The sequence below is a fragment of the Paraburkholderia hiiakae genome (genome assembly GCF_904848665.1).
Lineage (GTDB): Bacteria > Pseudomonadota > Gammaproteobacteria > Burkholderiales > Burkholderiaceae > Paraburkholderia > Paraburkholderia hiiakae.
Window position 1 is genome coordinate 151571 of the sequence record NZ_CAJHCQ010000005.1, and the last position, 22475, is coordinate 174045.

General features: G+C 66.2%; 18 protein-coding genes. 13 read left to right on the forward strand and 5 right to left on the reverse strand.

The features are described 5' to 3' along the window. Positions 1 to 36: 36 nt before the first annotated feature. The 11 genes from JMY28_RS11890 (at position 37) to JMY28_RS11940 (ending at position 11771) form a co-directional block, all read left to right on the forward strand. Entirely contained in the window at positions 37 to 717 is a 681-nt protein-coding gene (locus tag JMY28_RS11890; RefSeq protein ID WP_201696127.1) for a phosphoribosylanthranilate isomerase, read from the forward strand. Positions 718 to 780: 63 nt separating this feature from the next. Continuing rightward, entirely contained in the window at positions 781 to 1974 is a 1194-nt protein-coding gene (gene trpB / locus JMY28_RS11895) for a tryptophan synthase subunit beta (protein ID WP_201696128.1), read from the forward strand. Between the two features lie 21 nt (positions 1975 to 1995). Then, complete coding sequence (locus tag JMY28_RS11900) at positions 1996 to 2895, forward strand: DNA-methyltransferase (RefSeq protein WP_201696129.1); 900 nt, start codon at positions 1996 to 1998, stop codon at positions 2893 to 2895. Positions 2896 to 2948: 53 nt separating this feature from the next. Further along, complete coding sequence (gene trpA / locus JMY28_RS11905; protein ID WP_201696130.1) at positions 2949 to 3758, forward strand: tryptophan synthase subunit alpha; 810 nt, start codon at positions 2949 to 2951, stop codon at positions 3756 to 3758. A gap of 156 nt (positions 3759 to 3914) precedes the next feature. Beyond that, on the forward strand, positions 3915 to 4787 hold the full coding sequence (accD, locus tag JMY28_RS11910) for an acetyl-CoA carboxylase, carboxyltransferase subunit beta (RefSeq protein WP_201696131.1): 873 nt from the start codon (positions 3915 to 3917) through the stop codon (positions 4785 to 4787). Positions 4788 to 4976: 189 nt separating this feature from the next. Next, the gene (folC, locus tag JMY28_RS11915) at positions 4977 to 6287 is read left to right on the forward strand and encodes a bifunctional tetrahydrofolate synthase/dihydrofolate synthase (protein WP_201696132.1); all 1311 of its coding nucleotides are present in this window, start codon (positions 4977 to 4979) and stop codon (positions 6285 to 6287) included. A gap of 62 nt (positions 6288 to 6349) precedes the next feature. Continuing rightward, complete coding sequence (locus tag JMY28_RS11920) at positions 6350 to 7282, forward strand: SPOR domain-containing protein (RefSeq protein ID WP_201696133.1); 933 nt, start codon at positions 6350 to 6352, stop codon at positions 7280 to 7282. 7 nt (positions 7283 to 7289) lie between these two features. Further along, a complete protein-coding gene (locus JMY28_RS11925) occupies positions 7290 to 7784 on the forward strand; it encodes a CvpA family protein (RefSeq protein WP_201696134.1) in 495 nt (164 codons plus the stop codon). A 124-nt stretch (positions 7785 to 7908) separates the two neighbouring features. After that, entirely contained in the window at positions 7909 to 9453 is a 1545-nt protein-coding gene (purF, locus tag JMY28_RS11930; RefSeq protein ID WP_201696135.1) for an amidophosphoribosyltransferase, read from the forward strand. Positions 9454 to 9592: 139 nt separating this feature from the next. Next, positions 9593 to 10789 carry an O-succinylhomoserine sulfhydrylase gene (locus JMY28_RS11935; protein ID WP_201696357.1) on the forward strand — a complete coding sequence of 399 codons (1197 nt, stop codon included), beginning with the start codon at positions 9593 to 9595 and terminating at the stop codon, positions 10787 to 10789. 106 nt (positions 10790 to 10895) lie between these two features. Further along, positions 10896 to 11771 (forward strand): MOSC domain-containing protein, encoded by an 876-nt coding sequence (locus JMY28_RS11940; RefSeq protein WP_201696136.1) that lies wholly within the window; start codon positions 10896 to 10898, stop codon positions 11769 to 11771. A 15-nt stretch (positions 11772 to 11786) separates the two neighbouring features. Here JMY28_RS11940 and JMY28_RS11945 read toward each other — a convergent pair whose 3' ends face one another. Together JMY28_RS11945 and JMY28_RS11950 are read right to left on the reverse strand one after the other, a co-directional pair. After that, entirely contained in the window at positions 11787 to 12590 is an 804-nt protein-coding gene (locus JMY28_RS11945; RefSeq protein WP_201696137.1) for an AraC family transcriptional regulator, read from the reverse strand. 54 nt (positions 12591 to 12644) lie between these two features. Beyond that, complete coding sequence (locus JMY28_RS11950) at positions 12645 to 12986, reverse strand: FKBP-type peptidyl-prolyl cis-trans isomerase (RefSeq protein WP_201696138.1); 342 nt, start codon at positions 12984 to 12986, stop codon at positions 12645 to 12647. A 153-nt stretch (positions 12987 to 13139) separates the two neighbouring features. On the opposite strand from JMY28_RS11950, the gene JMY28_RS11955 reads away from it, so the two are divergent. Together JMY28_RS11955 and JMY28_RS11960 are read left to right on the forward strand one after the other, a co-directional pair. Continuing rightward, positions 13140 to 13904 carry a sensor histidine kinase gene (locus JMY28_RS11955; protein ID WP_201696139.1) on the forward strand — a complete coding sequence of 255 codons (765 nt, stop codon included), beginning with the start codon at positions 13140 to 13142 and terminating at the stop codon, positions 13902 to 13904. A gap of 85 nt (positions 13905 to 13989) precedes the next feature. Next, a complete protein-coding gene (locus JMY28_RS11960; protein ID WP_201696140.1) occupies positions 13990 to 15405 on the forward strand; it encodes a hemolysin family protein in 1416 nt (471 codons plus the stop codon). A 29-nt stretch (positions 15406 to 15434) separates the two neighbouring features. Here JMY28_RS11960 and treY read toward each other — a convergent pair whose 3' ends face one another. From treY to treZ, 3 genes are read right to left on the reverse strand one after another with little or no spacing between them, the layout of a single operon-like run. Next, on the reverse strand, positions 15435 to 18323 hold the full coding sequence (gene treY, locus JMY28_RS11965; RefSeq protein WP_201696141.1) for a malto-oligosyltrehalose synthase: 2889 nt from the start codon (positions 18321 to 18323) through the stop codon (positions 15435 to 15437). Beyond that, positions 18320 to 20557, reverse strand: coding sequence for a 4-alpha-glucanotransferase (malQ, locus tag JMY28_RS11970; RefSeq protein ID WP_201696142.1), 2238 nt, complete (start codon positions 20555 to 20557; stop codon positions 18320 to 18322). Before malQ ends, treY begins: the two co-directional genes overlap by 4 nt. Continuing rightward, positions 20554 to 22455, reverse strand: a complete 1902-nt coding sequence (gene treZ / locus JMY28_RS11975; protein ID WP_201696143.1) for a malto-oligosyltrehalose trehalohydrolase — start codon at positions 22453 to 22455, stop codon at positions 20554 to 20556. Before treZ ends, malQ begins: the two co-directional genes overlap by 4 nt. Positions 22456 to 22475 lie beyond the last annotated feature (20 nt).

A 22475-nucleotide genomic window follows, 5' to 3' on the forward strand; every position in this document is an offset into this window, starting at 1 on the left:
GCTTGAATCATCGAGACCAACCCCGCATTTACGATCATGACGTCAGCCGAGCAACCCGCCCCCGCGCACCGCACCCGCATCAAGCTGTGCGGACTTTCGACGCCCGAGGCGGTTGCGCACGCCGTCGACCTCGGCGCGGACGCCGTCGGCTTCGTGTTCTACCCGCCCAGCCCGCGCTCGGTGAGCGTGGCGCAGGCGGTCGAGCTCACGCACGACCTGCCGCCGTTCGTGTCGGTCGTGGGTCTCTTCGTGAATGCCACGCCGCAGTGGATGAGCGAAGTGGCGAGCAACGTCTCGCTCACCATGCTTCAGTTTCACGGCGACGAAACGCCCGAGCAGTGCGAGTCGCTGGCTTCCGTTGCCGGTTTGCCCTGGTTGCGCGCGCTGCGAGTGGCGGCAGATACTCAGCAGGCCGATTTGATAGAATCGGCTAATCGTTATTCATCAGCCAGCGGCCTGTTGTTCGACACCCATGTCGAAGGGTACGGCGGCGGCGGAAAGGTCTTCGATTGGTCACTTATTCCCGCAGGGCTCGCGCGTCGGGCCGTTTTGAGTGGTGGCTTGAACGCGCAAAACGTCAGTGATGCGATTCGCCAGGTGCGTCCGTTCGCCGTCGATGTCTCCAGTGGCATCGAGGTTCCGGGCGCAAGGGGCGTGAAGGATCACGCCCGCATGGCGGCGTTCGTGCGCGCAGTGCGCGAAGCGGACGCGGGATAAATTCTTTGGCCGGCAGGGTCCACGCAACGTGGGCCTTCCCAAGTCCGGCCGAGCGAGTGACTTATGTACAATTTGCCAGATGAACGTGGCCATTTCGGCCCTTATGGTGGCGTGTTCGCTGCCGAAACCCTCATGCAGGCGATCGACGAGCTGCGCGACGCCTACGCGAAATACAAGGACGATCCCGACTTCCGCGCCGAATACGAGCGCGAGTTGAAGCATTTTGTCGGCCGTCCGTCGCCGATCTATCACGCGCAGCGTTGGAGCGAGCTGCTGGGCGGCGCGCAGATCTATCTCAAGCGCGAAGACCTGAACCACACTGGCGCGCACAAGGTGAACAACGTGATCGGCCAGGCGCTGCTCGCCAAGCGCATGGGCAAGCCGCGCGTGATCGCCGAAACCGGTGCGGGTCAGCATGGCGTGGCTACCGCGACCATCGCGGCGCGCTTCGGCATGGAGTGTGTGGTCTACATGGGCGCCGAAGACGTGCGCCGTCAGGCCGCCAACGTCTACCGCATGAAGCTGCTGGGTGCGACCGTGGTTCCGGTCGAGTCGGGCTCGCGCACGCTCAAGGACGCGCTCAACGAAGCCATGCGGGACTGGGTCACCAACGTCGAAAACACGTTCTACATCATCGGCACCGTGGCGGGTCCGCACCCGTACCCGATGATGGTGCGCGACTTCCAGCGCGTGATCGGCGACGAATGCCGCGTGCAGATGCCCGAAATGACGGGCCGCCAGCCCGACTCCGTGATCGCTTGCGTGGGCGGCGGTTCGAACGCGATGGGTATCTTCTACCCGTATATCGACGACACTTCCGTGCAGTTGATCGGCGTCGAGCCCGCTGGCGACGGCATGGACACGGGCCGTCACGCCGCCTCGCTCGCGGCGGGCACCGTTGGCGTGCTGCACGGCAATCGGACCTACCTGCTGCAGGACGAGAACGGCCAGATCATCGAGACGCATTCGATTTCGGCGGGCCTCGATTATCCGGGCGTGGGTCCCGAGCACGCGTGGCTCAAGGACAGCGGCCGCGCGCAGTACGTCACCATCGACGACGAGGAAGCGCTCAAGGGCTTCCACGACTGCTGCCGCATCGAAGGCATCATTCCCGCGCTCGAATCGAGCCATGCGCTCGCGTACGCGGCGAAGCTCGCACCGACGTTGCCGAAGGAGAAAATCCTGCTGGTGAACCTGTCGGGCCGCGGCGACAAGGACATGCATACGGTCGCCGAGCGATCGGGCATCCAGTTCTGAGCGCCCGGAGCGACGTAAGTGATGCGTGACGAGTTCGACGAGCCGGAAGTGCCGGCGCCCGTGGGCGAGGTGAACGCCGATGCGGCTACTCTGGAAGCCGCCGAAGCGGTAGCCAACGCAGCCGTGTTGCCCACGGTGCCTGTTGTGCCGGACACCATCCGGCTCCTGAACCGCGATTTTCTGACCGATGCAGCCAAACTGCCCGACGCCTCGATCGATCTGATCGTTGCCGACCCGCCCTACGGACTCGGCAAGGACTACGGCAACGACTCCGACATGCGTTCGGGCGAGGACTTCCTCGCCTGGACGTACGAATGGCTCGACCTGGCGATTCCGAAGCTCAAACCCACGGGCTCGCTCTACGTGTTCTGCACGTGGCAGTACGCGCCCGAGATCTTCGTCTATCTCAAGTCGAAACTCACGATGATCAACGAGATCGTCTGGGATCGTCGCGTCCCCAGCATGGGCGGCACGACGCGCCGTTTCACCTCGGTGCACGACAACATCGGTTTCTTCGCGGTTTCGAAGGAATACTACTTCGATCTCGATCCCGTCCGCATCCCGTACGATGCCGCCACGAAGAAGGCGCGTTCGCGCAAGTTGTTCGAAGGCAGCAAGTGGCTGGAGCTCGGCTATAACCCCAAGGACGTCTGGTCCGTCTCGCGGCTGCATCGCCAGCACGCGGAGCGCGTGGATCATCCGACCCAGAAGCCTTTGGAGATCGTCGAGCGCATGGTGCTCGCGAGCTGCCCGCCGGGCGGCCGCGTGCTGGACCCGTTCATGGGCAGTGGCACCACGGCAGTGGCTTGCGCGCGTCAGCAGCGCGAATTCGTCGGCTATGAAATTAACGAAAGTTACTGCGCGATCGCGCGCGAACGCGTAAGCGCGGCCGCCGCAAGCGCCGTTGCGGCCGGCGCCTGATGCGCCGCCGCCGGACCCACGCGCAGTAACGCCTAAAAGCTGAGGACCCTGAAATGTCCCGTATCAAGACCACGTTCGAGGCGCTCGCCGCCCAAGGCCGCAAAGGCCTGATCCCGTTCATGACGGCAGGCGACCCCGACCCCGCACGCACCGTCGAGTTCATGCACGCGCTAGCCGCCGGCGGCGCCGATGTCATCGAACTCGGCGTGCCGTTCTCCGACCCGATGGCCGACGGCCCCGTGATCCAGCAGTCGTCCGAGCGCGCGCTCGAGAAGGGCGTGACGCTCAAGAGCGTGCTCGCCGATGTGAAGCGCTTTCGCGAAACCGACAACAAGACGCCCGTCGTGTTGATGGGCTATGCAAACCCCATCGAGCGGATGGGTGCCGGCGCGTTCGCGCAGGCCGCGAAGGAAGCGGGCGTGGACGGCGTGCTCGTGGTGGACTATCCGCCCGAGGAGTCGGTCGAGTTCGCGGCGAAGATGAAGGCCGCCGACATCGATCCGATCTTCCTGCTCGCGCCGACCTCGACCGATGAACGCATCGCCGAAGTGGGCCGGGCCGCAAGCGGCTATGTTTACTACGTCTCGCTCAAGGGCGTGACGGGCGCGGCGAATCTGGACGTTTCGAGCATCGCGGGTAAAATCCCGGCGATCAAGAAGCATGTCTCGCTGCCCGTGGGTGTGGGCTTCGGCATTCGCGACGCGCAAACGGCCGCTGCCGTCGCGCAGGTTTCGGACGCCGTGGTGATCGGCAGCCGCATTGTCCAACTGCTCGAACAGGCTGCGCCGGAAACGGCCGCCGACACGCTCACGCAATTCATCGCAGGCATTCGAGCGGCCCTGGACGAAGTCTCGGCCGGCTAGTGCGGCGGCCTTGCGCTGTTGGCTAGATTCGAGACTGCTGTAAAATCCACTTTTCGCCATGCGCGGTCGGGGTCGGAACCCGGTCGGTTTTACCGATCGGTTGACGGGATCGATCCGCCGCGCCCGCGCATCACGAAGGTCAAGGAAGGAACATCAATGAGCTGGCTCGATAAACTGCTGCCGCCCAAGATCAAGCAAACCGATCCGAAAAGCCGCAAGAGCATTCCGGAAGGGTTGTGGATCAAGTGCCCGTCGTGCGAAGCGGTCCTGTACCGCAACGACGTCGAGGCGAATCTCCACGTTTGCCCGAAGTGCGATCACCACATGCGCATTGGCGCGCGCGAGCGTCTGGACGGCCTGCTCGATCCGGAAGGCCGCTATGAAATCGGCCAGGAAATCCTCCCGGTCGACGCGCTCAAGTTCAAGGACAGCCGCAAGTACCCGGACCGCCTGAAAGAGGCGATGGACGAAACCGGCGAAACCGACGCCATGGTGGTGATGGGCGGCGCGATCCGCACGCTGCCTGTGGTGGTGGCCTGCTTCGAGTTCTCGTTCATGGGCGGCTCGATGGGCTCGGTGGTCGGCGAGCGCTTCGCCCGCGGCGCGCAAAACGCGCTCGAACAGCAAGTGCCGTTCATCTGCTTCACGGCTTCGGGCGGCGCGCGCATGCAGGAAAGCCTGCTTTCGCTCATGCAGATGGCCAAGACCACGGCCATGCTGACCAAGCTGGCCGAAGCCAAGCTGCCGTTCATTTCCGTCCTGACCGATCCGACGATGGGCGGCGTTTCGGCGAGCTTCGCGTTCCTTGGCGACGTGGTGATCGCCGAGCCGAAGGCGCTGATCGGCTTCGCCGGCCCGCGCGTGATCGAACAGACCGTGCGCGAAAAGCTGCCGGAAGGCTTCCAGCGCGCAGAATTCCTGTTGCAGAAGGGCGCGATCGACATGATCCTGGACCGCCGCAAGCTGCGCGACGAAATCGCGCAAATGCTGGCGCTGCTCCAGCGTCAGCCCGCCGACGCGGTGGCCTGAGCCTCGTTTTGAGCGATCTGCGGCGCTGCACGTGCCGCAGCCGCAACGCTTTACCCAACGCGCCGCGAGCGAAAGCAAGCGGCGCGTTGTCATTTCCGCGATAATGCCGTTCTTTCGAAGCGGATCATTCGCGTGAACCCTCCGCCGCCGGCGGCGTCTCACGCGCAGCACCAGGCAATTTCTATCCCGATGAGTACCTTTCCCACCCTCGACGCGTGGCTCACGCACCTTGAAACTGCGCATCCGGTCGGCATCGACATGGGGCTCGACCGCATCCGTCAGGTGAAGGATGCGCTGGATCTCAAGTTCGCGTGCCCGATCTTCACGGTTGGCGGCACGAACGGGAAGGGCTCGACCTGCGCGATTCTCGAAACGATCCTGCTCAAAGCGGGCTATCACGTGGGCTGCCACACCTCGCCGCATCTGCTCGAGTTCAACGAGCGCGCGCGCGTGGACGGCCAGCAGGCCAGCGACGCCGAACTGCTGCCGCACTTCGAAGCCGTGGAAGCCGCGCGCAATTCGCTCGCCAAGCCCGTTACGCTCACGTACTTCGAATTCACGACGCTCGCGATCATGCATCTGTTCGCCTCGCGCGGCCTCGACGCCGTGATCTTCGAGGTGGGTCTGGGCGGGCGTCTGGACGCCGTCAATGTGCTCGACACCGACTGCGCGATCATCACGAGCATCGACCTCGATCACACGGAATTCCTCGGCGACACGCGCGAAAAGATCGCCTTCGAGAAGGCCGGCATCTTCCGTGCGGGCAAGCCCGCGATCTGCGCCGACCCGATGGCGCCGCAATCGCTCATCGACCATGCTGAGGCGATCGGCGCCGAACTGTGGCTCTTCGGCCGCGATTTCCGCTACGAAGGGCAGCCGGGCAGCGAGCGCCAGCAGTGGAGCTACGTGGGCCCGACGATGCGGCGCTCGGCACTCGCCTATCCTGCGCTGCGTGGCGCGAACCAACTGATCAACACGTCGGCTGCGCTCGCGGGCCTCGAGGCCCTGCGCGACCGGCTGCCGGTTTCCGCGCAGGACATTCGCCTCGGCCTCGCCAACGTCGAACTGCCGGGCCGCTTCCAGGTGCTGCCGGGCAAGCCTTCGATCATCCTCGACGTCGGCCACAACCCGCACGCGGCGGCGGTGCTTTCGCAGAACCTCGGCAGCATGGGCTATTTCCCGTACACCTACGCCGTGTTCGGCGCGATGCGAGACAAGGACATTGCGGGCGTGATCGAGCACCTTAAGGGTGAGATCGACCACTGGTGCGTGACCGATCTGCCGCTGCCGCGCGCGGCCACGGCGGAACAGCTCGAAGAAGTGCTGCGCGATGCGGGCGTGACGGACGGCGCCGATAGCAGCGTCACACGCTATGAAAATCCGGCCGCCGCCTTCCAAGATGCGCTAAAACGTGCAACCGAAAATGATAGAATTATTGTTTTCGGAAGTTTTTTGACGGTTGCCGGCGTCATGGCCTGGCGAAAGTCACAGCAACACTGATCGCCCGGCATCCGCACGCCGCCCACGTAAGACAGGCCAGGTAGGCCAACAGCAAGCCATACATGGGAATTTTCTCGTTCGGCAAGAAAGATGACGCTGACGCGCCCCGCCGGCGCGGCACTGAGTCCGGCTCCAGCCGGCGCAGCAATCAGAGCACGCGTGTGGAGCGGCGCAGCCGCCGGCCGGACCGGTCTGGCGATGCCGAGGCAATGCTGCTCGACCCCACGCTTCCCGAAAAGCAACGCGCCCGCCGCCGTCTCGTCGGCGCGATCGCGCTGGTGCTCGCGGCCATCGTGATCCTGCCGATGGTGCTCGATTCGCACCCGAAGCCCGTCACCGACGACATCGCCATCGACATTCCGAGCCGCCCGGCCGACAAGGCCGCCGCGCGCCAACACGACGCCGAAGACACGCAAGCCGGCGTCGCCCCCGACAATCCCGCAGCCGCGCAAGCGACGCCTGGTGCGTCGGGTCTCGCGGCCGCGACAAGCGCCGTGGCCACGCAGAGCGCCCAGGACACGGATCAATCGCCGGCAACGCCAGCGAAAAAGCCCGCACAGGCGGCAACCGTTCCCGCTCAATCGACACAAACCGCTCAGGCGCAAAAGCCCGCTGCCAAGCCTGCGGCTTCGGCCAGCACCGCCGTCGCCGCGAACAGCAAGCCGACGACGACCGCCGCAAACGACAGCGACAGCGCCGACACCGGCGATGGAAATGGCGCGAAAGCCGAATCCGGCACGCCGGCGGCGCCCCCGGGCGCGCGTTTCGCGGTGCAGCTCGGCGCGTTCTCGAACGGCACGACGGCGAACAATTGGGTCACGAAGTTGAAAGCGGCAGGTGTACCCGCATATACCGAGCAGCGTAAGGAAGCGGACGGCACGACGCGCACGCTGCTGCGCGCGGGCCCGTTCCCGGACCGCGCCTCGGCCACGGCGGCGATCGCCAAGGTGCGCGGCGCCGGCCTGATGGCAGGCTCGAACGCCAACGCGGAATAAGCAGTCGATGTTCACCGCATTCGACTACGCTGTAATGGCGGTGATTGGCCTGTCGGCGCTGCGCGGCGCGTGGCGTGGCTTGATTGGCGAGATTTTTGGATTGATCGGCTGGATCGCGGCGTTGCTCGTGGCCTGCCGCTACGTGGACCATGTGGTGCCCTGGATTCCGGCCAACTGGCCGGGCGGGGCGCTCACTCAGTGGCTGATCGCCTTTGCGCTGATCGTCATTGCCGTGGTGCTCGTGGCCGGCGTGGGCAACGCACTGATCGGCCGTCTGGTGCAGGTGAGCGGATTGTCCGGTGTGGACCGTTCGCTCGGGATGATGTTCGGCCTCGTGCGAGGCGTCGTGCTGGTGCTGATCCTCGTCGTCCTCGGTGGGCTGACCGAGCTGCCCCAGCAGGACTTCTGGCGCCACGCGCTGCTGCGGCCGTATGCCGTGCAGGGCGTGCTCGAACTGAAACCGCTGTTGCCCGAGGCGCTCGCGGCCTACGTTCACGTCTGATCAGAAGCTGATCGGACGCGACGCCAGGCGATGCTTCCGGCAACCCTGCCCATTTGCGGCGCTCGACCGGTGTTGATGAAGCTGGGCGACCCGCTACCGATTTCGCTTTTTTGAAGGACCTGCCATGTGCGGCATCGTAGGCGTAGTTTCCCGCTCTCCCGTCAACCAGCTCCTCTATGACGCGCTGCTGCTTTTGCAGCACCGCGGTCAGGACGCGGCCGGCATTGCCACCGCGAACGGCAGCACGTTCCACATGCACAAGGCCAACGGCATGGTGCGCGACGTGTTCCGCACGCGCAACATGCGCAGCCTTCCCGGCACCCTCGGCATCGGCCAGGTGCGCTATCCGACGGCCGGCTCGGCGTCGAGCGAAGAAGAAGCCCAGCCGTTCTACGTGAACGCGCCGTTCGGCATCGTCCTCGCGCACAACGGTAATCTCACGAACTGGCAACAGTTGAAGGAAGAGATGTTCCGTGTGGATCGCCGCCACATCAACACCCATTCCGACACCGAAGTGCTGCTCAACGTGCTCGCGCACGAAGTGCAGCTCGCAAGCTCGGGTCTCGAACTCGATCCGGCGGCGCTCTTCAAGGCGGTCTCGGGCGTGCATCGCCGCTTGCGCGGCTCGTACGCCATCGTCTCGCTGATCGCCGGCTACGGCCTGCTCGCTTTCCGCGACCCGTTCGGCATTCGTCCGCTGTGCATCGGCAAGATGGAAACGCCGGAAGGCACCGAGTGGATGCTCGCATCGGAATCGGTGGCGCTCGAAGGCATCGGCTTCGAGTTCGTGCGCGACGTTCACCCGGGCGAAGCGGTGTTCATCGACTTCGACGGCAACTTCCACTCGCAGCAATGCGCCACGGCGCCGACGCTCAATCCCTGCATCTTCGAACTCGTGTATCTTGCGCGTCCGGACTCGGTGCTCGACGGCGTGCCCGTGTACAACGCGCGTCTGCGCATGGGCGACTATCTCGCCGAGAAGATCAAGCGCGAACTGCCCGACGTGAAGATCGACGTGGTCATGCCGATTCCCGATTCGTCGCGCCCCGCCGCGATGCAGGTCGCGAACAAGCTCGGCGTGGAATACCGCGAAGGCTTCTTCAAGAACCGCTACGTGGGCCGCACCTTCATCATGCCGGGCCAGGCCATGCGCAAGAAGTCGGTGCGCCAGAAGCTCAACGCCATGGGCATCGAGTTCAAGGGCAAGAACGTGCTGATCATCGACGACTCGATCGTGCGCGGCACCACCTCGCAGGAAATCGTGCAGATGGCGCGCGACGCCGGCGCGACCAAGGTGATCTTCGCTTCGGCGGCGCCGCCCGTGAAGTACCCGAACGTCTACGGCATCGACATGCCCACGCGCGGCGAGCTCGTCGCGCACGGCCGCACGGATGAGGAAGTGGCGCGCATCATCGGCGCGGATTACCTCGTGTATCAGGACGTGGATGCGCTCAAGCAGGCAGTCCGCGACATCAATCCGGATTTGAAGGCGTTCGAGGCTTCGTGCTTCGACGGCGAATACATCACCGGCGATATTACGAGCACTTACCTCGACAACATCGAGACGGCGCGCCTCGCACCTCAGGCGCAGTCGGACCGCGACGCCGCAAGCGACGCGATGGACGGCGGCTCCCGTTCGCAGTTGCACCTGCAACTCTCAGTGGAGTGATCCCCTCGGCAACGCGAGCGTGAGGCTCGCGTTTTCGACAATTCCGAAAGCCCGCTTTCTGCCGATGCAAAAGCGGGCTTTTTTGCGCGTGTGCGTGCAGGATTGAAGCAAGATGGTTCAGGACAAGGAGAACACGAACATGGACGACACCTTCAACTTCGACACGTTGGCCGTTCGCTCGGGCACGCTGCGCAGCGAGTTCAACGAACATTCGGAAGCGCTGTTTCTCACGTCGAGCTTCTGTTTCGGCAGCGCCGCAGAGGCCGCCGAGCGCTTCAAGAACTCCGAAACCGCCTATACGTACGCGCGTTTCTCGAATCCGACCGTCACCATGTTCCAGGAGCGCTTAGCCACGCTCGAAGGCGGCGAGGCGTGCATGGCCACGGCTTCGGGCATGGCCGCGATCATGTCGGTGGTGATGGCCGCGCTGCAGGCGGGCGACCATATCGTCAGCTCGCAGAGCATTTTCGGTTCGACGCTCGCCATGTTCTCGCAGATCTTCAGCAGGTTCGGCATCACGACCACCTTCGTCGATCCGACCGATCTCGCCGCGTGGAAGAGCGCCGTGCGCCCGGAAACGAAAATGTTCTTCCTCGAAACGCCGTCGAATCCGCTCACCGAAGTGGCCGACATCGAAGCGGTAAGCAAGATCGCTCGGGCGGCGGGCGCGCTCTTCGTGGTCGACAACTGCTTCTGCAGCCCCGCGCTGCAACAGCCGCTCAAGTTCGGTGCGGACGTGGTGATGCATTCGGCCACCAAGTTCCTCGACGGTCAGGGCCGCGTGCTGGGCGGCGCGCTTGTGGGATCGAAGCAGTTCATCACGGAGAAGGTGTTTCCGTTCGTGCGCACCGCGGGCCCGACGCTTTCCGCGTTCAACGCCTGGGTGCTGCTCAAGGGCATGGAAACGCTGTCGCTGCGCGTGGAGAAGCAGTCGGACAATGCGCTCGAAATCGCACGCTGGCTCGAAACGCATCCGGCCATCAAGCGCGTGTTCTATCCGGGCCTCGAGTCGCATCCGCAACATGCGCTCGCCATGCGGCAGCAGAAGCTGGGCGGCGCGATCCTCTCGTTCGAAGTGAAGGGCGACACGCCGGAGCAGCAGCGCGCGAACGCCTGGCGCGTGATCGACGGCACGAAGATCTGTTCGATCACCGGCAATCTTGGCGACACGCGCACGACCATCACGCACCCGGCCACGACGACGCACGGTCGCATCACGCCTGAAGCGCGCGCGGCGGCCGGCATTACCGAAGGGTTGATTCGCCTGTCCGTTGGCCTCGAAAACGCCCAGGACGTGCGTAACGATCTCGCGCGCGGGCTCGATGCGGCGCAGTAATCGGTATCAGTAAGCGGTCGCAGTAAGCTCTTTTAAGCAACGGTTGTATGATCGTGGGTCGAGCGCTGCTCGGCCCATTTCCTTATTGCTTTCCCGTGAGTTCGCCATGCCGATTGTTCGTGCGTTGTTCGTCTATCCCGTGAAGTCGTGCGGCGCGATCGCGCTTGACGATGCGCAGCTCGGCCTGAAGGGCATCGAGTGGGACCGTCACTGGATGGTCGCCGACGCAAACGGCCGGCTCGTCACGCAGCGCCAATACGCGGCGATGGCGCGCATCGTGCCCACGTTCGTCGAAGATGGCGTGCGCCTCACCATGGAAGGCATGAGCGAAGCGCTTCATCTGCCGTTCGCGCCGCGCGGCGGCGAGGCACGCGTGCCGGCCTCGGTCTGGGACGACAGCTTCGAGGCGCTCGACGAGGGCGATCACGCGGCGCAATGGTTCACCCAGGCGATTGGTGTGCCGGTGCGCCTGCTGCGCTTCGCGCATGACGTAACGCGCCTTGCGAGCAGGAAGTGGACGAACGGCGAAGACGCGCCCACGCAATTCGCCGACGGCTTTCCGCTTCTTGTCACGAGCGAGGCGTCGCTCGTGGAACTCAACGAGCGCCTCGCGGCGAAGGGCGCGCCGCCCGTGCCGATGGCGCGCTTTCGTCCGAACATCGTCGTCGGCGATGTGGGCGACGCATTCGAGGAAGATTTCATCGACACGCTCGCCATCGAATCCGCTTCGGGCGGCGAAGAAATCGTGCTGCGCTTCGTGAAGCCGTGCGCGCGCTGTCCGATCACAACGATCGATCAGCTAACGGGCGAGCGCGACGCACAATGGCCCACGGAACCGCTCGACACGCTTGCCGTGTTTCGCGCCGATCCGCGCGTGGACGGCGGCCTCACGTTCGGCCAGAACGCGATGGTGGTAACGGGAGCGGGCAAGCACGTGGCGGTGGGCGCCCGCGCGCAGTGGGACTACCGCTTCGACGATTGAGCCGCGCTTGCGCGCTTAGTGCGACGGCAGCGCGCGCCACTGCCCGGGCGCGAGCCCGAAGCGGCGCGTGAACGCGTGGGTGAATGCGCTCTGGTCGCTGAAACCCACTTCGAGCGCGATGTCGGTGAGCGAGGCGCGCGGGTCGGCGAGCAGTGTGAGCGCAGTGTCGAGCCGGAGTCGTTGCAAGTAGCGATGTGGCGTTTCGCCGAACGCTTCGATAAAAAGCTGATGAAAGCGCCGCATGCCGAAGCCGCAATGCGCGGCGAGATCGGCAATTCGAAGCGGCTGGGCGAGATGCGCGCGCAGCCACCGGTCGATACGGGCAAAGTCCAACCCGGCCGCCGCGCTGAATTGCGCGCCTGCGGCCACGCCGGTTTGTGCGATGAATGCCGCGCACAGGCGTGCCGAGGCGTCCCAGTGAAAGCGCCGCGCGCGCAGGTCGGCGCTGTCGCGAGGCGGCGTGGCCGCGGCGGCGCGCTGCGCGATCTGGCTCACGAGTTGCGTGAGCGCGGGATCGAGGCGCACGGCGCGCGCAGTGTCGAAAAGCCGTTCGGGCACCGCGAGCGTGGCCGCGGGCAGGTCGAGCACGAGCTGGCGGTTATCGCCTATGCCCATGTAGTCGTGTCGCGCGCCCGCCGGAATGAGCCAGGCGGAACAACTGTCGATGCGCTCGCCCTGGCCGTTCACGGTCATCTCCATCTCGCCGTCGAGACCGAGCACGATCTGGTGAAAATCGTGCAGATCGGTTTCCTCGATCGCGCCGTAGCGGCGCAATTCGACGCCGGGCGCGGTGACGGGTGCGTGATGATGCGGATTCATGATGACCGGTTGCGGTTGCAAAAAAGGCGAGCGCTGTGGCGCGTCAAGCGAGCATCAGACGTCGAGCAGCTCGACTTCGAACACGAGCGTCGCGTTCGGCGGAATCACGCCGCCCGCGCCGCGCACGCCGTAGCCCAGTTGCGGCGGAATCGTCAGCTTGCGCACGCCGCCCACCTTCATGCCCTGCACGCCTTCGTCCCAGCCCTTGATGACCATGCCGCCGCCCAGCACGAAGGCGAACGGGTCGTTGCGGTCCTTGCTCGAATCGAACTTCTGGCCGTCCGTCAGCCAGCCGGTGTAGTGCACGCTGACGGTTTGGCCGGCCTTGGCTTCGTCGCCGGTGCCTTCGGTCAGGTCCTCGTACTTGAGGCCGGATTCGGTGGTCACGATAGACATGGAAAAACTCCTGATCGGATAGTTGAACCCGTTATTGTAGGCGCTTTGCTGGGCGGGGCGCTCGGCAGCTTGTCAGGCACGCGGGATGCTCGCTAGCCGCTGCCTATAATGAGGGACCGCTCGCCTGACTTGAGGCGAAATACGAGGAATCAGATGGTGTCGACTTCGCAAAACCGTACCGAGCGCACGGCGCGCCTGTGCGCCGAGGCAGCGCTTTTCATGCGCGACCACGTGCTCTCGCGCGTCTCGCATGACCTGCGCAGCCCGCTCAATGCAATCCATAGCTGGGCTTACGTGCTCGAGCGCAAGATCGACAACGGCGACGCCACCGCGCAACGCGCGCTGGGCGGCATTCGCACGGGCGTGGAGCAGCAGGTTCAGCTGCTGGAAACGCTCGTCGATACCACGCGCGCCGAAACGCGCAAGCTGCGTATCGAGCGCGCGCCATTCGCCGTCGCGGCGCTGATCGGCGAGGCCGTGGATGACGCGCGCACCGCGCTCGGCGATGCGCGCGGCGTGACGTTCGTGGTGCAGGACACGACAGGCGCGGCGTCGCTCGACGGTGACCGCGAACGCATTGCACAGGCGCTGTGGCTGATGCTGGTGTTCGCGGCGGAAACGAGCGCGCACGGCGCGAGCGTGACGCTCGCGGCGAGCGCGAGCGCCACCGGCGCCCAACTGGAAGTGAAATGGCACGCAACACGGCAGACGCTCATCGACGATGCGCTTGCGCACGTGCTGGAACCCTTCGCGCGCGCCCAGGCGAGTGAGCAGCAGGAAGCGGGGCGCTGCGCCTGGGTGCTGGCGCTGTGCCAGCGCGTGGCCGAGGCGCATGGCGGACGCTTCGAGGCGCCGGCTCTCGTGGGCGAAGGCGAGGATATGGCGCTCGTGTTGAACGTGCCGCTGACCGGTGCGTGAGCCGCGGGCCGTATTGCGCCCGCGGGCACCTTTCATCCATCTTGCACATTTATACTGAGCGCTTCGTCCTTCGGAGCCATGTGTCTTGATCCAGCTTCTCGCCCTCATCGGGGCGTTCCTGCTCGTTGCCCTCAACGGTTTCTTCGTCGCGGCCGAGTTCGGACTCGTCAAGCTACGCGCCACGCGCGTGCAGAGCCTCGCGCAGCAGCACGGCTTGCGCGGCCGGCTGCTCGCCAAGGTTCATGGCCAGCTCGACGCCTATCTTTCCGCGTGCCAGCTCGGCATCACGCTCGCTTCGCTCGGCCTTGGCTGGATCGGCGAGCCGGCTTTCGCGCAATTGCTCTCGCCGGTGTTCGAACTGCTGGGCGTGCAATCGGCGCAACTCGTGCATGCCATTTCGCTGGTGTTCGCGTTCACGGCGATCTCGTTCCTGCACATCGTGGTGGGCGAGCTCGCGCCGAAGTCGCTGGCCATCCGCCAGGCCGAGAAGATTTCGCTATGGACGGCCATGCCGCTCTACGGCTTCTACTGGACCATGTATCCCGCGATCTGGCTGCTCAATTCGAGCGCGAACGCGGTGCTGCGTCTCGCGGGCCTGGCGTCCGAGCACGGCCACGACACGCACTATTCGACCGACGAACTCAAGCTGATCCTGCGCAGCCGCCGCGCCGCCGCCCAGGCCGAGGCGCATGACGCGATGCAGGAGCAGCGCGGCGCAAAAGGCACAGGCGGCGCAAGCGGCGCGGTGCCGCTGCTCCCCGCACCAGCCGCTAACGCCTATAACGCCGATGAATGGAACACACTCGCCCATTCGCTCGATTTTTCGCGCCTCACCATTTCCGACCTCATGCGGCCCACGCACGAAATGGTGGGCCTGCGCCGCGACCTGTCGCTGCGCGAGAACATGCAGATCGTGGCGCGCCATCGCTTCAGTCGCTACCCGCTGTTCGAAGACGCCACGGGCGAACGCGTGGCGGGCCTCATCCACCTGAAGGACTTGCTGCTTGCGCGCGAGGCGGGCAACGCACTCAGCGATCTCGGCAAGTTCGTGCGCCCCGTGCAGTACGTGCGGCCCGACACGCCCGCGCTGGCACTGTTCCGCCGCTTTCGCAAAGGTGCGCCGCATTTCGCACTGGTGGGGCACAAGGGCGCGCGCCCGCTCGGCTTTCTCACGCTCGACAACTTGCTCGGCGCGCTCGTGGGCCAGATTCACGACGAATTTCACCAGGCCGACACCGACTGGACCCGCATGGACGACGGCACGCTGATGGGCCGTGGCAGCCTGCCTGTGGTGTCGCTGGAGCAGGCGCTCGGCATCGACATCGACGAAGGGCGCGCGGAATCGGTGGGCGGTCTGGTGATTCATGCGCTCAACGATCTGCCCACCGAAGGGCAGCGCGTTGCGTTCGACCGCTTCGACATCGTCGTGAAGAAGATGAAGGGGCCGCGCATCGTGCTCGTACGCGTGTATCCGAAAGATCTCGATGACGAGGGCGGCTGAGTGTGCCTCGTGCACGCGTCGAGTGCGGCTTAGCTGCGCGTGAGGGTCGAGAGCACGGCCACCGGCATTGCGCCCAGTATGTCGCGCAGGGCGAGCGTGCCGCCTTCGGGCACCGTGTGCGTTGCGTCGCTGAGCCAGTCGTGCAGCGTGGCTTGCCTGCAGCCCTTGGGCAATTCAACCGTCGTATCTTCCCAGCGTGCGGGCGCGACGAGCGGCGTGTCGCCATCCAGCAACCCCGCGGCGAGGCGCGTGCCGATCACGACGGCCCACGTATTGCCATGATGGCGCGCGAACGCGAACACATGTGAAGCCTGCGCGCCGCTCACCGTGAGCGGCAGATACTCGCCTTCGCGCAGGAGTTCCGGCATTTTCGCTCGCAGCGCGAGCAGGCGGTGCACCGTGGCCAGCTTCACGTGTGCGTTGCGCCAGTCCTTCAGCTTCGCGGCGGGCGCTTGATCGTCGAGCGCGGCCGCGCGTGCGGCGTAATCGACAGGCCGCCGGTTATCCGGATCGACGAGGCTGAAATCCCATAATTCGGTGCCCTGATAAAGATCGGGCACGCCCGGCGAGGTGAGCCGAAGCACCGTCTGCAGCAGCGTATTGAGCGCGCCCACGGGCGCCACGCGCGCGACGAACCCGGCAAGCGCCTGCAAGAAACCGTCGCGCCGTTGCGGCGCGAGGATATCGAAGAGAAATGCCTGGCACTCCGATTCATAAGTTTCGTCGGGTGAGAGCCAGTTCGTGCGTAGCTTCGCTTCGCGCAACGCTTTGAGCAGCCACGTCGAGACGCGCTGCGCCAGCGCATGCACGCCCGCTTCGTCGCCGGCGTCCAGTTCGGGCGGCCAGCAGCCCACTAGCGTTTGATAAAGCATCGCCTCGGCGGCAGGCCCCGGTGACCACGCCGCGCCGGCTGCCGCGTCGTTACGGCGATGCGTCTGGTTCAGCGTCGACCAGGCGCGCAGCGTGTTGCTCCAGTCGAGCGCGATCTCGCTCAGTACGGCGAGGCGCGCGCGCACGTCCTCGCCCCGCTTGTGGTCGTGCGTTGCCGTGGCGAGCAGCCCATAGGGGTGGCGCTGGCGCAGCCGGTTCGTCGCGTGAAAGTCGTGTGGCGTGCGCGCGAAATCGTCGGGGTCCGCGCCCACTTCATTGCGCGAAAGCAGGCGTCCGTAACGATAGAGCGCGGTGTCTTCCGTGGCCTTTGCCGCGAGTGGCGCGGTGAGCTGCGAGAACAGCGCGAGCGCCGTGCGTTGCGCAATGAGCGCATGGCTGAGCGGCGTATTCGCCTGGCTGTTGCCCGCACTCGCGTTCGCGTTCGCACCGGCTGGCGAGGCGCGTGGCGTCCTGCCACCGCCGCCGCCACTGTTGCCGCTGCCGCTACTGGCGTTGTTCGCGGCCGGTTCGGGAGCGCGGCCGCCTAGCCAGCCATCGACGAGATCGAGCGCCGCGAGACTCGCGCGCGGCAGCGAGCGTCGCGCGGCTTCGAGCGCAACGTCGAAATACCGGTTGTCGAGCGCGCTGCGCAAGCCGTTCACCGGATAGATCCGATAGATCGGGAAGTACATGGCCAGATTCGCGGCTACGCGATGCACCGACGCATAGGTGGTGTCGCGCGTGCCCGGGAGTTCGCGCGCGATGCGGTGCAGCGCGCGCGTCACGTGGTCGAGCTCCGCGGGGAGATAGGCGGCCAGCATCTCGCGACGCGCTTCGAGCGCGTAGGCCGCGAACGGCCGGTCGTCGCCGGAAATGGCGGCCCACGCTTGCGCGAGCGGCGCGGCGCCCGCGGGATCGTGCAGAAACGCGCCCACGTCGTTCATGAAATCGTAGCCTGTCGTGCCTTGCACGGGCCAGTCGTCGCGCAGCGTTTCGCCTTGCGCCAGGATCTTCTCGACCACGACGAAGGGCGGCGTTGCGCGCAGCGTGACGAGCCGTTGCCGCAGGCGTTCGCAGTACTCGCGCGGGTCCGCGAGCCCGTCGATATGGTCGATGCGCAGGCCGTCGATCACGCCGTCGGCGTAGAGGCGAAACACGAGCTTGTGCACGGCCTCGAACACGTCGTGGCGTTCCACACGCACGCCAGCGAGCGCGGTAATGTCGAAGAAGCGCCGCCAGTTGATCTCGTCGGTAGCGGTGCGCCACCAGGCGAGCCGGAAGTGCTGGCGCTCCAGCAGGCGGTGCAGTCGCTCGCGCGGCACGGGGTCGCCACTTGAATAGGATTCCAGAACGAAGTCGATGGGGTCCGTGCCGACCCGCTCGACGAATGCGCGCAGCGCGTCGCGCCCGGCGGCGGCGCGCGCCTGATCGTCTGGCTGGGTCGTGAGGCCCTGGAACGGCCCGGCGAGCGTGTTGAGATCGGCGCGGTTCGCGGACTGCAGGAGCGTTGCGTAATCGGTCGGGCAGATCGGGCACACGTGCGGCCCGTATTGCACGTAAAAGCGGGCGGCGGCGGGGTCGAACTTCAGCTCGATACGCCCTGCCGCGAGTTCTTCGCCGTACTGTGCGCCGAGAAACGGCATCAGCACCTTCCCGCGCAGGGCGGGGTCGGGCGAGTGCCAGTCCACGTCGAAGTGGCGCGCATACGCGCTGTGACGCCCCCATTCGAGGATGTCGAGCCACCAGGCGTTGTGCGCGCCGCCCACGCCCATATGATTCGGCACGAAGTCGGCGATGATGCCCATTCCTCGCTCGTGCACTTTCGCGGCGAAGCGGCGCAACGCGCCTTCTCCGCCCAGCTCCGCGCTCACCGTGCCGTAGTCCACGGTGTCGTAGCCGTGCATCGAGCCGGGCTGCGCGGTCGTGACCGGAGAAAGGTAGAGATGGCTCACGCCGAGCGCGGCGAAGTAGTCGAGCTGCGCGAGCGCGTCGTCGAAGGTGAAGCCGTGATGGAGTTGCAGGCGCAGCGTCGCGCGAGGGTGTGTCATGGCGTCGGCTTCTTTGCGGGCGCGAGGGGCGCGCCGCTGGCGGTTGGGTTGGCGTCATTCGCACCTGCGCTCGGGCCGGCCTGCATGCGCGCGACAGCCTCGCGTGCGCGTATGACGGCTTCAACGCGCGCGGCGACGTCCGGATCGGCGAACAGCGACTCGACGGGCAACGGCAGGCGGCGGCGCCAGTTCGGATGCTCGTCGATCGAGCCGGGCAGATTCGGCTGATCGGACAGCGCGAGCAGGTCTTCGAGCGGACAGGTGACGAGCGGGCTCCTCGTTGCCGCGACGTAGGCGAGCGCGGCTTTCACGGGCGGTTCGTCGGCTGGCGGCGGATGGGTGTCGCGCGGCGCGAGCCCGCTTTGCTGCAAGGCATGCCAGAGCGCGACACGATCCGTCGCGCGCCGCGCGTGATCGAGCGCGACGGGGTCGAGCCCATCGGCGCGCGGGAGCGTCTGGCCGATGCGGTTGCGCCAGTCGATATCCGCGCCGCTCCACCAGCCCGCGACCGTCGGGAGATCATGCGTGGTGGTCGTCGCAACGCCGTGCGGGTCCCAGCGCGCGGGCGCGAGAAAGCCCTGGCCGTCGTGCTCGAACCACAGCACGCGAATGCCATACAGGCCGTGCGCGGCGAGCCGCTCGCGCAGCCCCGGCGGCACGGTCCCGAGGTCTTCGCCGATCACGATCGCGCTATGTCGCCACGATTCGAGCGCGATAAGCCGCACGAGGTCGTCGAACGGATAGCGCAGATACGCGCCGTGGCGCGCACTTTCGCCTTCGGGCACGAGCCAGAGCCGCCGCAGCCCGAGGATATGGTCGATGCGCACGCCGCCCGCATGGGCGAACGCGGCGCGCAGCATGTCGATGAACGCGCGAAAGCCATTGTTGTGCATCGCGCGCGGCGAGAACGTGGTGAGGCCCCAGCTTTGTCCCGCCTGGTTGAAGATGTCGGGTGGCGCGCCTACCGAGACGCGTTGCAGCATGTCCTGCGGCAGCGACCATGCGTGCGAGCCGGCGCCGTCGCAGCCCACGGCGAGATCGGCGACGAGGCCGATCGCCATGCCGGCCTCTCTCGCGCCGTGTTGCGCGCTCGAAAGCCCTTGCGCGGCGAGCCATTGCAGGAAGCAGTGAAAGTCGACTTCGCGCCGATGCTCCCGCGCAAACGTCGCCACGTCGGCGCTGCGCGGGTCGCGCAGCGGTTCGGGCCAGTCGCGCCAGTGGCGCTCGCCGCCGGGGCCGTGCAGCATGGCTTCCTGCAGCGCCTCGAAACGCGCGTGGTCTTCGAGTGCTTCGCCGCCCTGTGCGCAGAATGCGGCGAAGGCAGCGGCACGCGGCGAGCCGCTTGCACGCTCGTCCGTGTCGAAGCGCTCGAACAGCGCGCGCAGCACCTTGAGCTTGAGCGGCAACGCACGCTGCCAGTCCACGAGCGGCGCGGCTTCGAGCTCACGCCAGGCGTCGCCCGCATTCGCGGCCACGCTCGCGTCGTGCGCGGCCTTGGCGCCGAATACCGCGGCGGGGTCGATATGCGCGACATTGACCCACAGGCGCGATGACGGCGAATAAGGGCTGAAGTGGCCGGGCTCGGCGCTGAACATCGCATGGGTCGGGCTCACCGCGAGGGCTTGCGCGCCGCGCCGCGCGCTTTCGGCCGCGAGCGTGGCGAGCGCGGTGTAGTCGCCGATGCCGCCGTCGCCTTTGCGTCGGAGTCCATACAATTGCGCGGCGAGTCCCCACAACGGCGGCACCGCGCTGCTGTCACCATGACGTGCGCGCCAGGCGTCGGCAACCGTATGGCAGTGTGGCGGCGCAACCGCGATCGTCAAGCGATGATCGTTGACCGTGAGCGTGTGGTAGCCCGGCTCAGGAAGCGGCGCGAGCAGCGCGCTCTCGCCGCGTGGCGAAGTAAAGCGACCTTCGATATGCTCGCCGCTTTCGAGGTCGATACGATAGTGGCTGCCCGCGCGCACGGCCGAAGGCGGCAGCTCGATGGCGCTGTCGTGTTCGGCCGTGATGAGCGGCGGCAGGCGCCGCGCCGACTGCTCGGCGTTGAGCGCGGAGGCGCTCTGGCGAATTTGCGTGGCATTGGCGCAAGGCAGGCCCGCGCATTCCAGCAGCGCGGCGAGCGTGCTGTCCGGCACGCGCTGCACGGCACCATGCGCGTCGGTCCATTCGACCTCGAAGCCCGCGCGGGCGGCAAGAGTCGCGAGCGTTTCGCTGCGGCGCGCCGTGCTCATGCGTGCGGCTCCTCGCGATGCACGACGCGCGCATCGTGTTCGCTCGAATACTCGGGTACGTCTCCGGTGAGCCACGCTATGCATGCGCTCTCGGGCAGCACACCATTGTCGGCGTGGTCGCGCGCACGCGGCGGCGTTTCGAAGATCACCATGCCCTCGGGCCGCGGACTGAGCGCCACGCCGTCGCGGCCCAGGTTAAGCGCGATCGTGAGCGTTTCGCCATCATCGAGCCGCCAGCGCGCGACGAGCGCGGCGAGGCCATTCGCGGCGTCGTCGGCGAGCACGGTCGCGCCGAGCGCACGCGCGTGGCGCAGGCGCGGCATGAGCAAATGCGCACGCACGCAGAGCGCCGATTTGTAGAAGTGCATCCATTCGAGCCGTTCACCGTCGAGCGGTGCGACGGCCGGCGGCGACGAATTCACGAAGGTCTGCAGATCGTTCGGATCGGGAATGCGCGCGCGGCTCGCCTCGTCGTTAAACGCGCCGAATGCCTTGAATTCGCGGCGGCGCCCTTCGCGCACCGCATCGGCGAGTTGGCCCGTGAAGGCTGTGAAGAACTGGAACGGCTGCATCGAGCCGTATTCCTCTTCCATGAAGAGCAGCGGAATTTGCGGCGAGAGCAGCACCATGGCCGTGGCCGCGCGCAAGGCGTCGTCGTCGGCCAGCGCGCGCAGCCGGTCGCCGAGCGCGCGGTTGCCAATCTGGTCGTGGTTCTGCAAAAACATCACGAACGCGGTAGGCGGCAGGTGCGCGCTCGGTTCGCCGCGCGGCTCGTCAGCATGCACGGGCGACGCCTCGCCCTGGTACACGAAGCCTTCGCCGAGCGCGCGCGCGAGTTTGCCGATGGGGGAATCCGTGAACGCGCGATAGTAGCCTTCCGATTCGCCGGTCAGCAGCACGTGAAAGCAGTGATGCGCGTCGTCGTTCCATTGCGCGCTGAAGTGCGATTCGAGCAGATTCGCTTCGTTGTGCTCGTTTTCGAGCACGAGGTGCACATGCCGGCCCGGCTCCACGCGCGCCTTCACATGGTCGGCGAGCTCGCGCAGCCAGTCGGTATTGCCGATCGCATGCGCGGCGTCGATGCGAAGCCCGTCGAAGCGATATTCCGTGAGCCAGTAGAGCGCGTTGTCGCAGTAGAAGTCGCGTACTTCGAATCGGTCGAAGTCGAGTGCTTCGCCCCAGGGGGTTTTCACGCCTTCGCGGAAAAATGGCTTGGCGTAGTGGCCGAGCCAGTTTCCGTCGGGCCCGAAGTGGTTGTACACAACGTCGATGAACATCTGCAGCCCCAGTCCGTGCGCGGCGTCGACGAGCGCTTTCAGTTCGTCAGGACTGCCATAGGCCGCGTGCGGCGCGTAAGGCAGCACGACGTCGTAGCCCCAGCCGCGCTCGCCCGGGTAATCGTTGAGCGGCATGAGTTCGACGGCCGTCACGCCAAGCGCCGCGAGCGCGGGCAGACGTTTCATTACACCTTGATAGCCGCCCAGCGCGCCCACGTGCAACTCGTAGATCACGGTTTCTTCCCACGGACGTCCTTGCCAGTGCGCATGCTGCCAGGCGTAGGCGCGCGGGTCGAGCACTTCGCTCGGGCCGTGCACGCCCTGCGGCTGGAAGCGCGATGCGGGGTCGGGTACGCGTTGCTGGCCGTCGATGCAGTAGCGGTACAGCGTGCCCGGCCCGTACGGCGCCTGCGCTTCGAACCAGCCATTGCCGCTCGGTGTCATGTCGAGCGGCGGCGCATCGAGCGCGTTCTCGAAGACGACCTGCACCGTTTGACACGACGGCGCCCAGAAGCGAAAGCGCGTATGCGGCTGAGCGTGCGCCGCCCCGATCAGCTGCGCGCCGAACGGCAGGCAATGCATGTACTGACGGGCGTGCGGATCGTGCGAAAGCGGGGACATGGTGGATTCCTGGTTTGCTT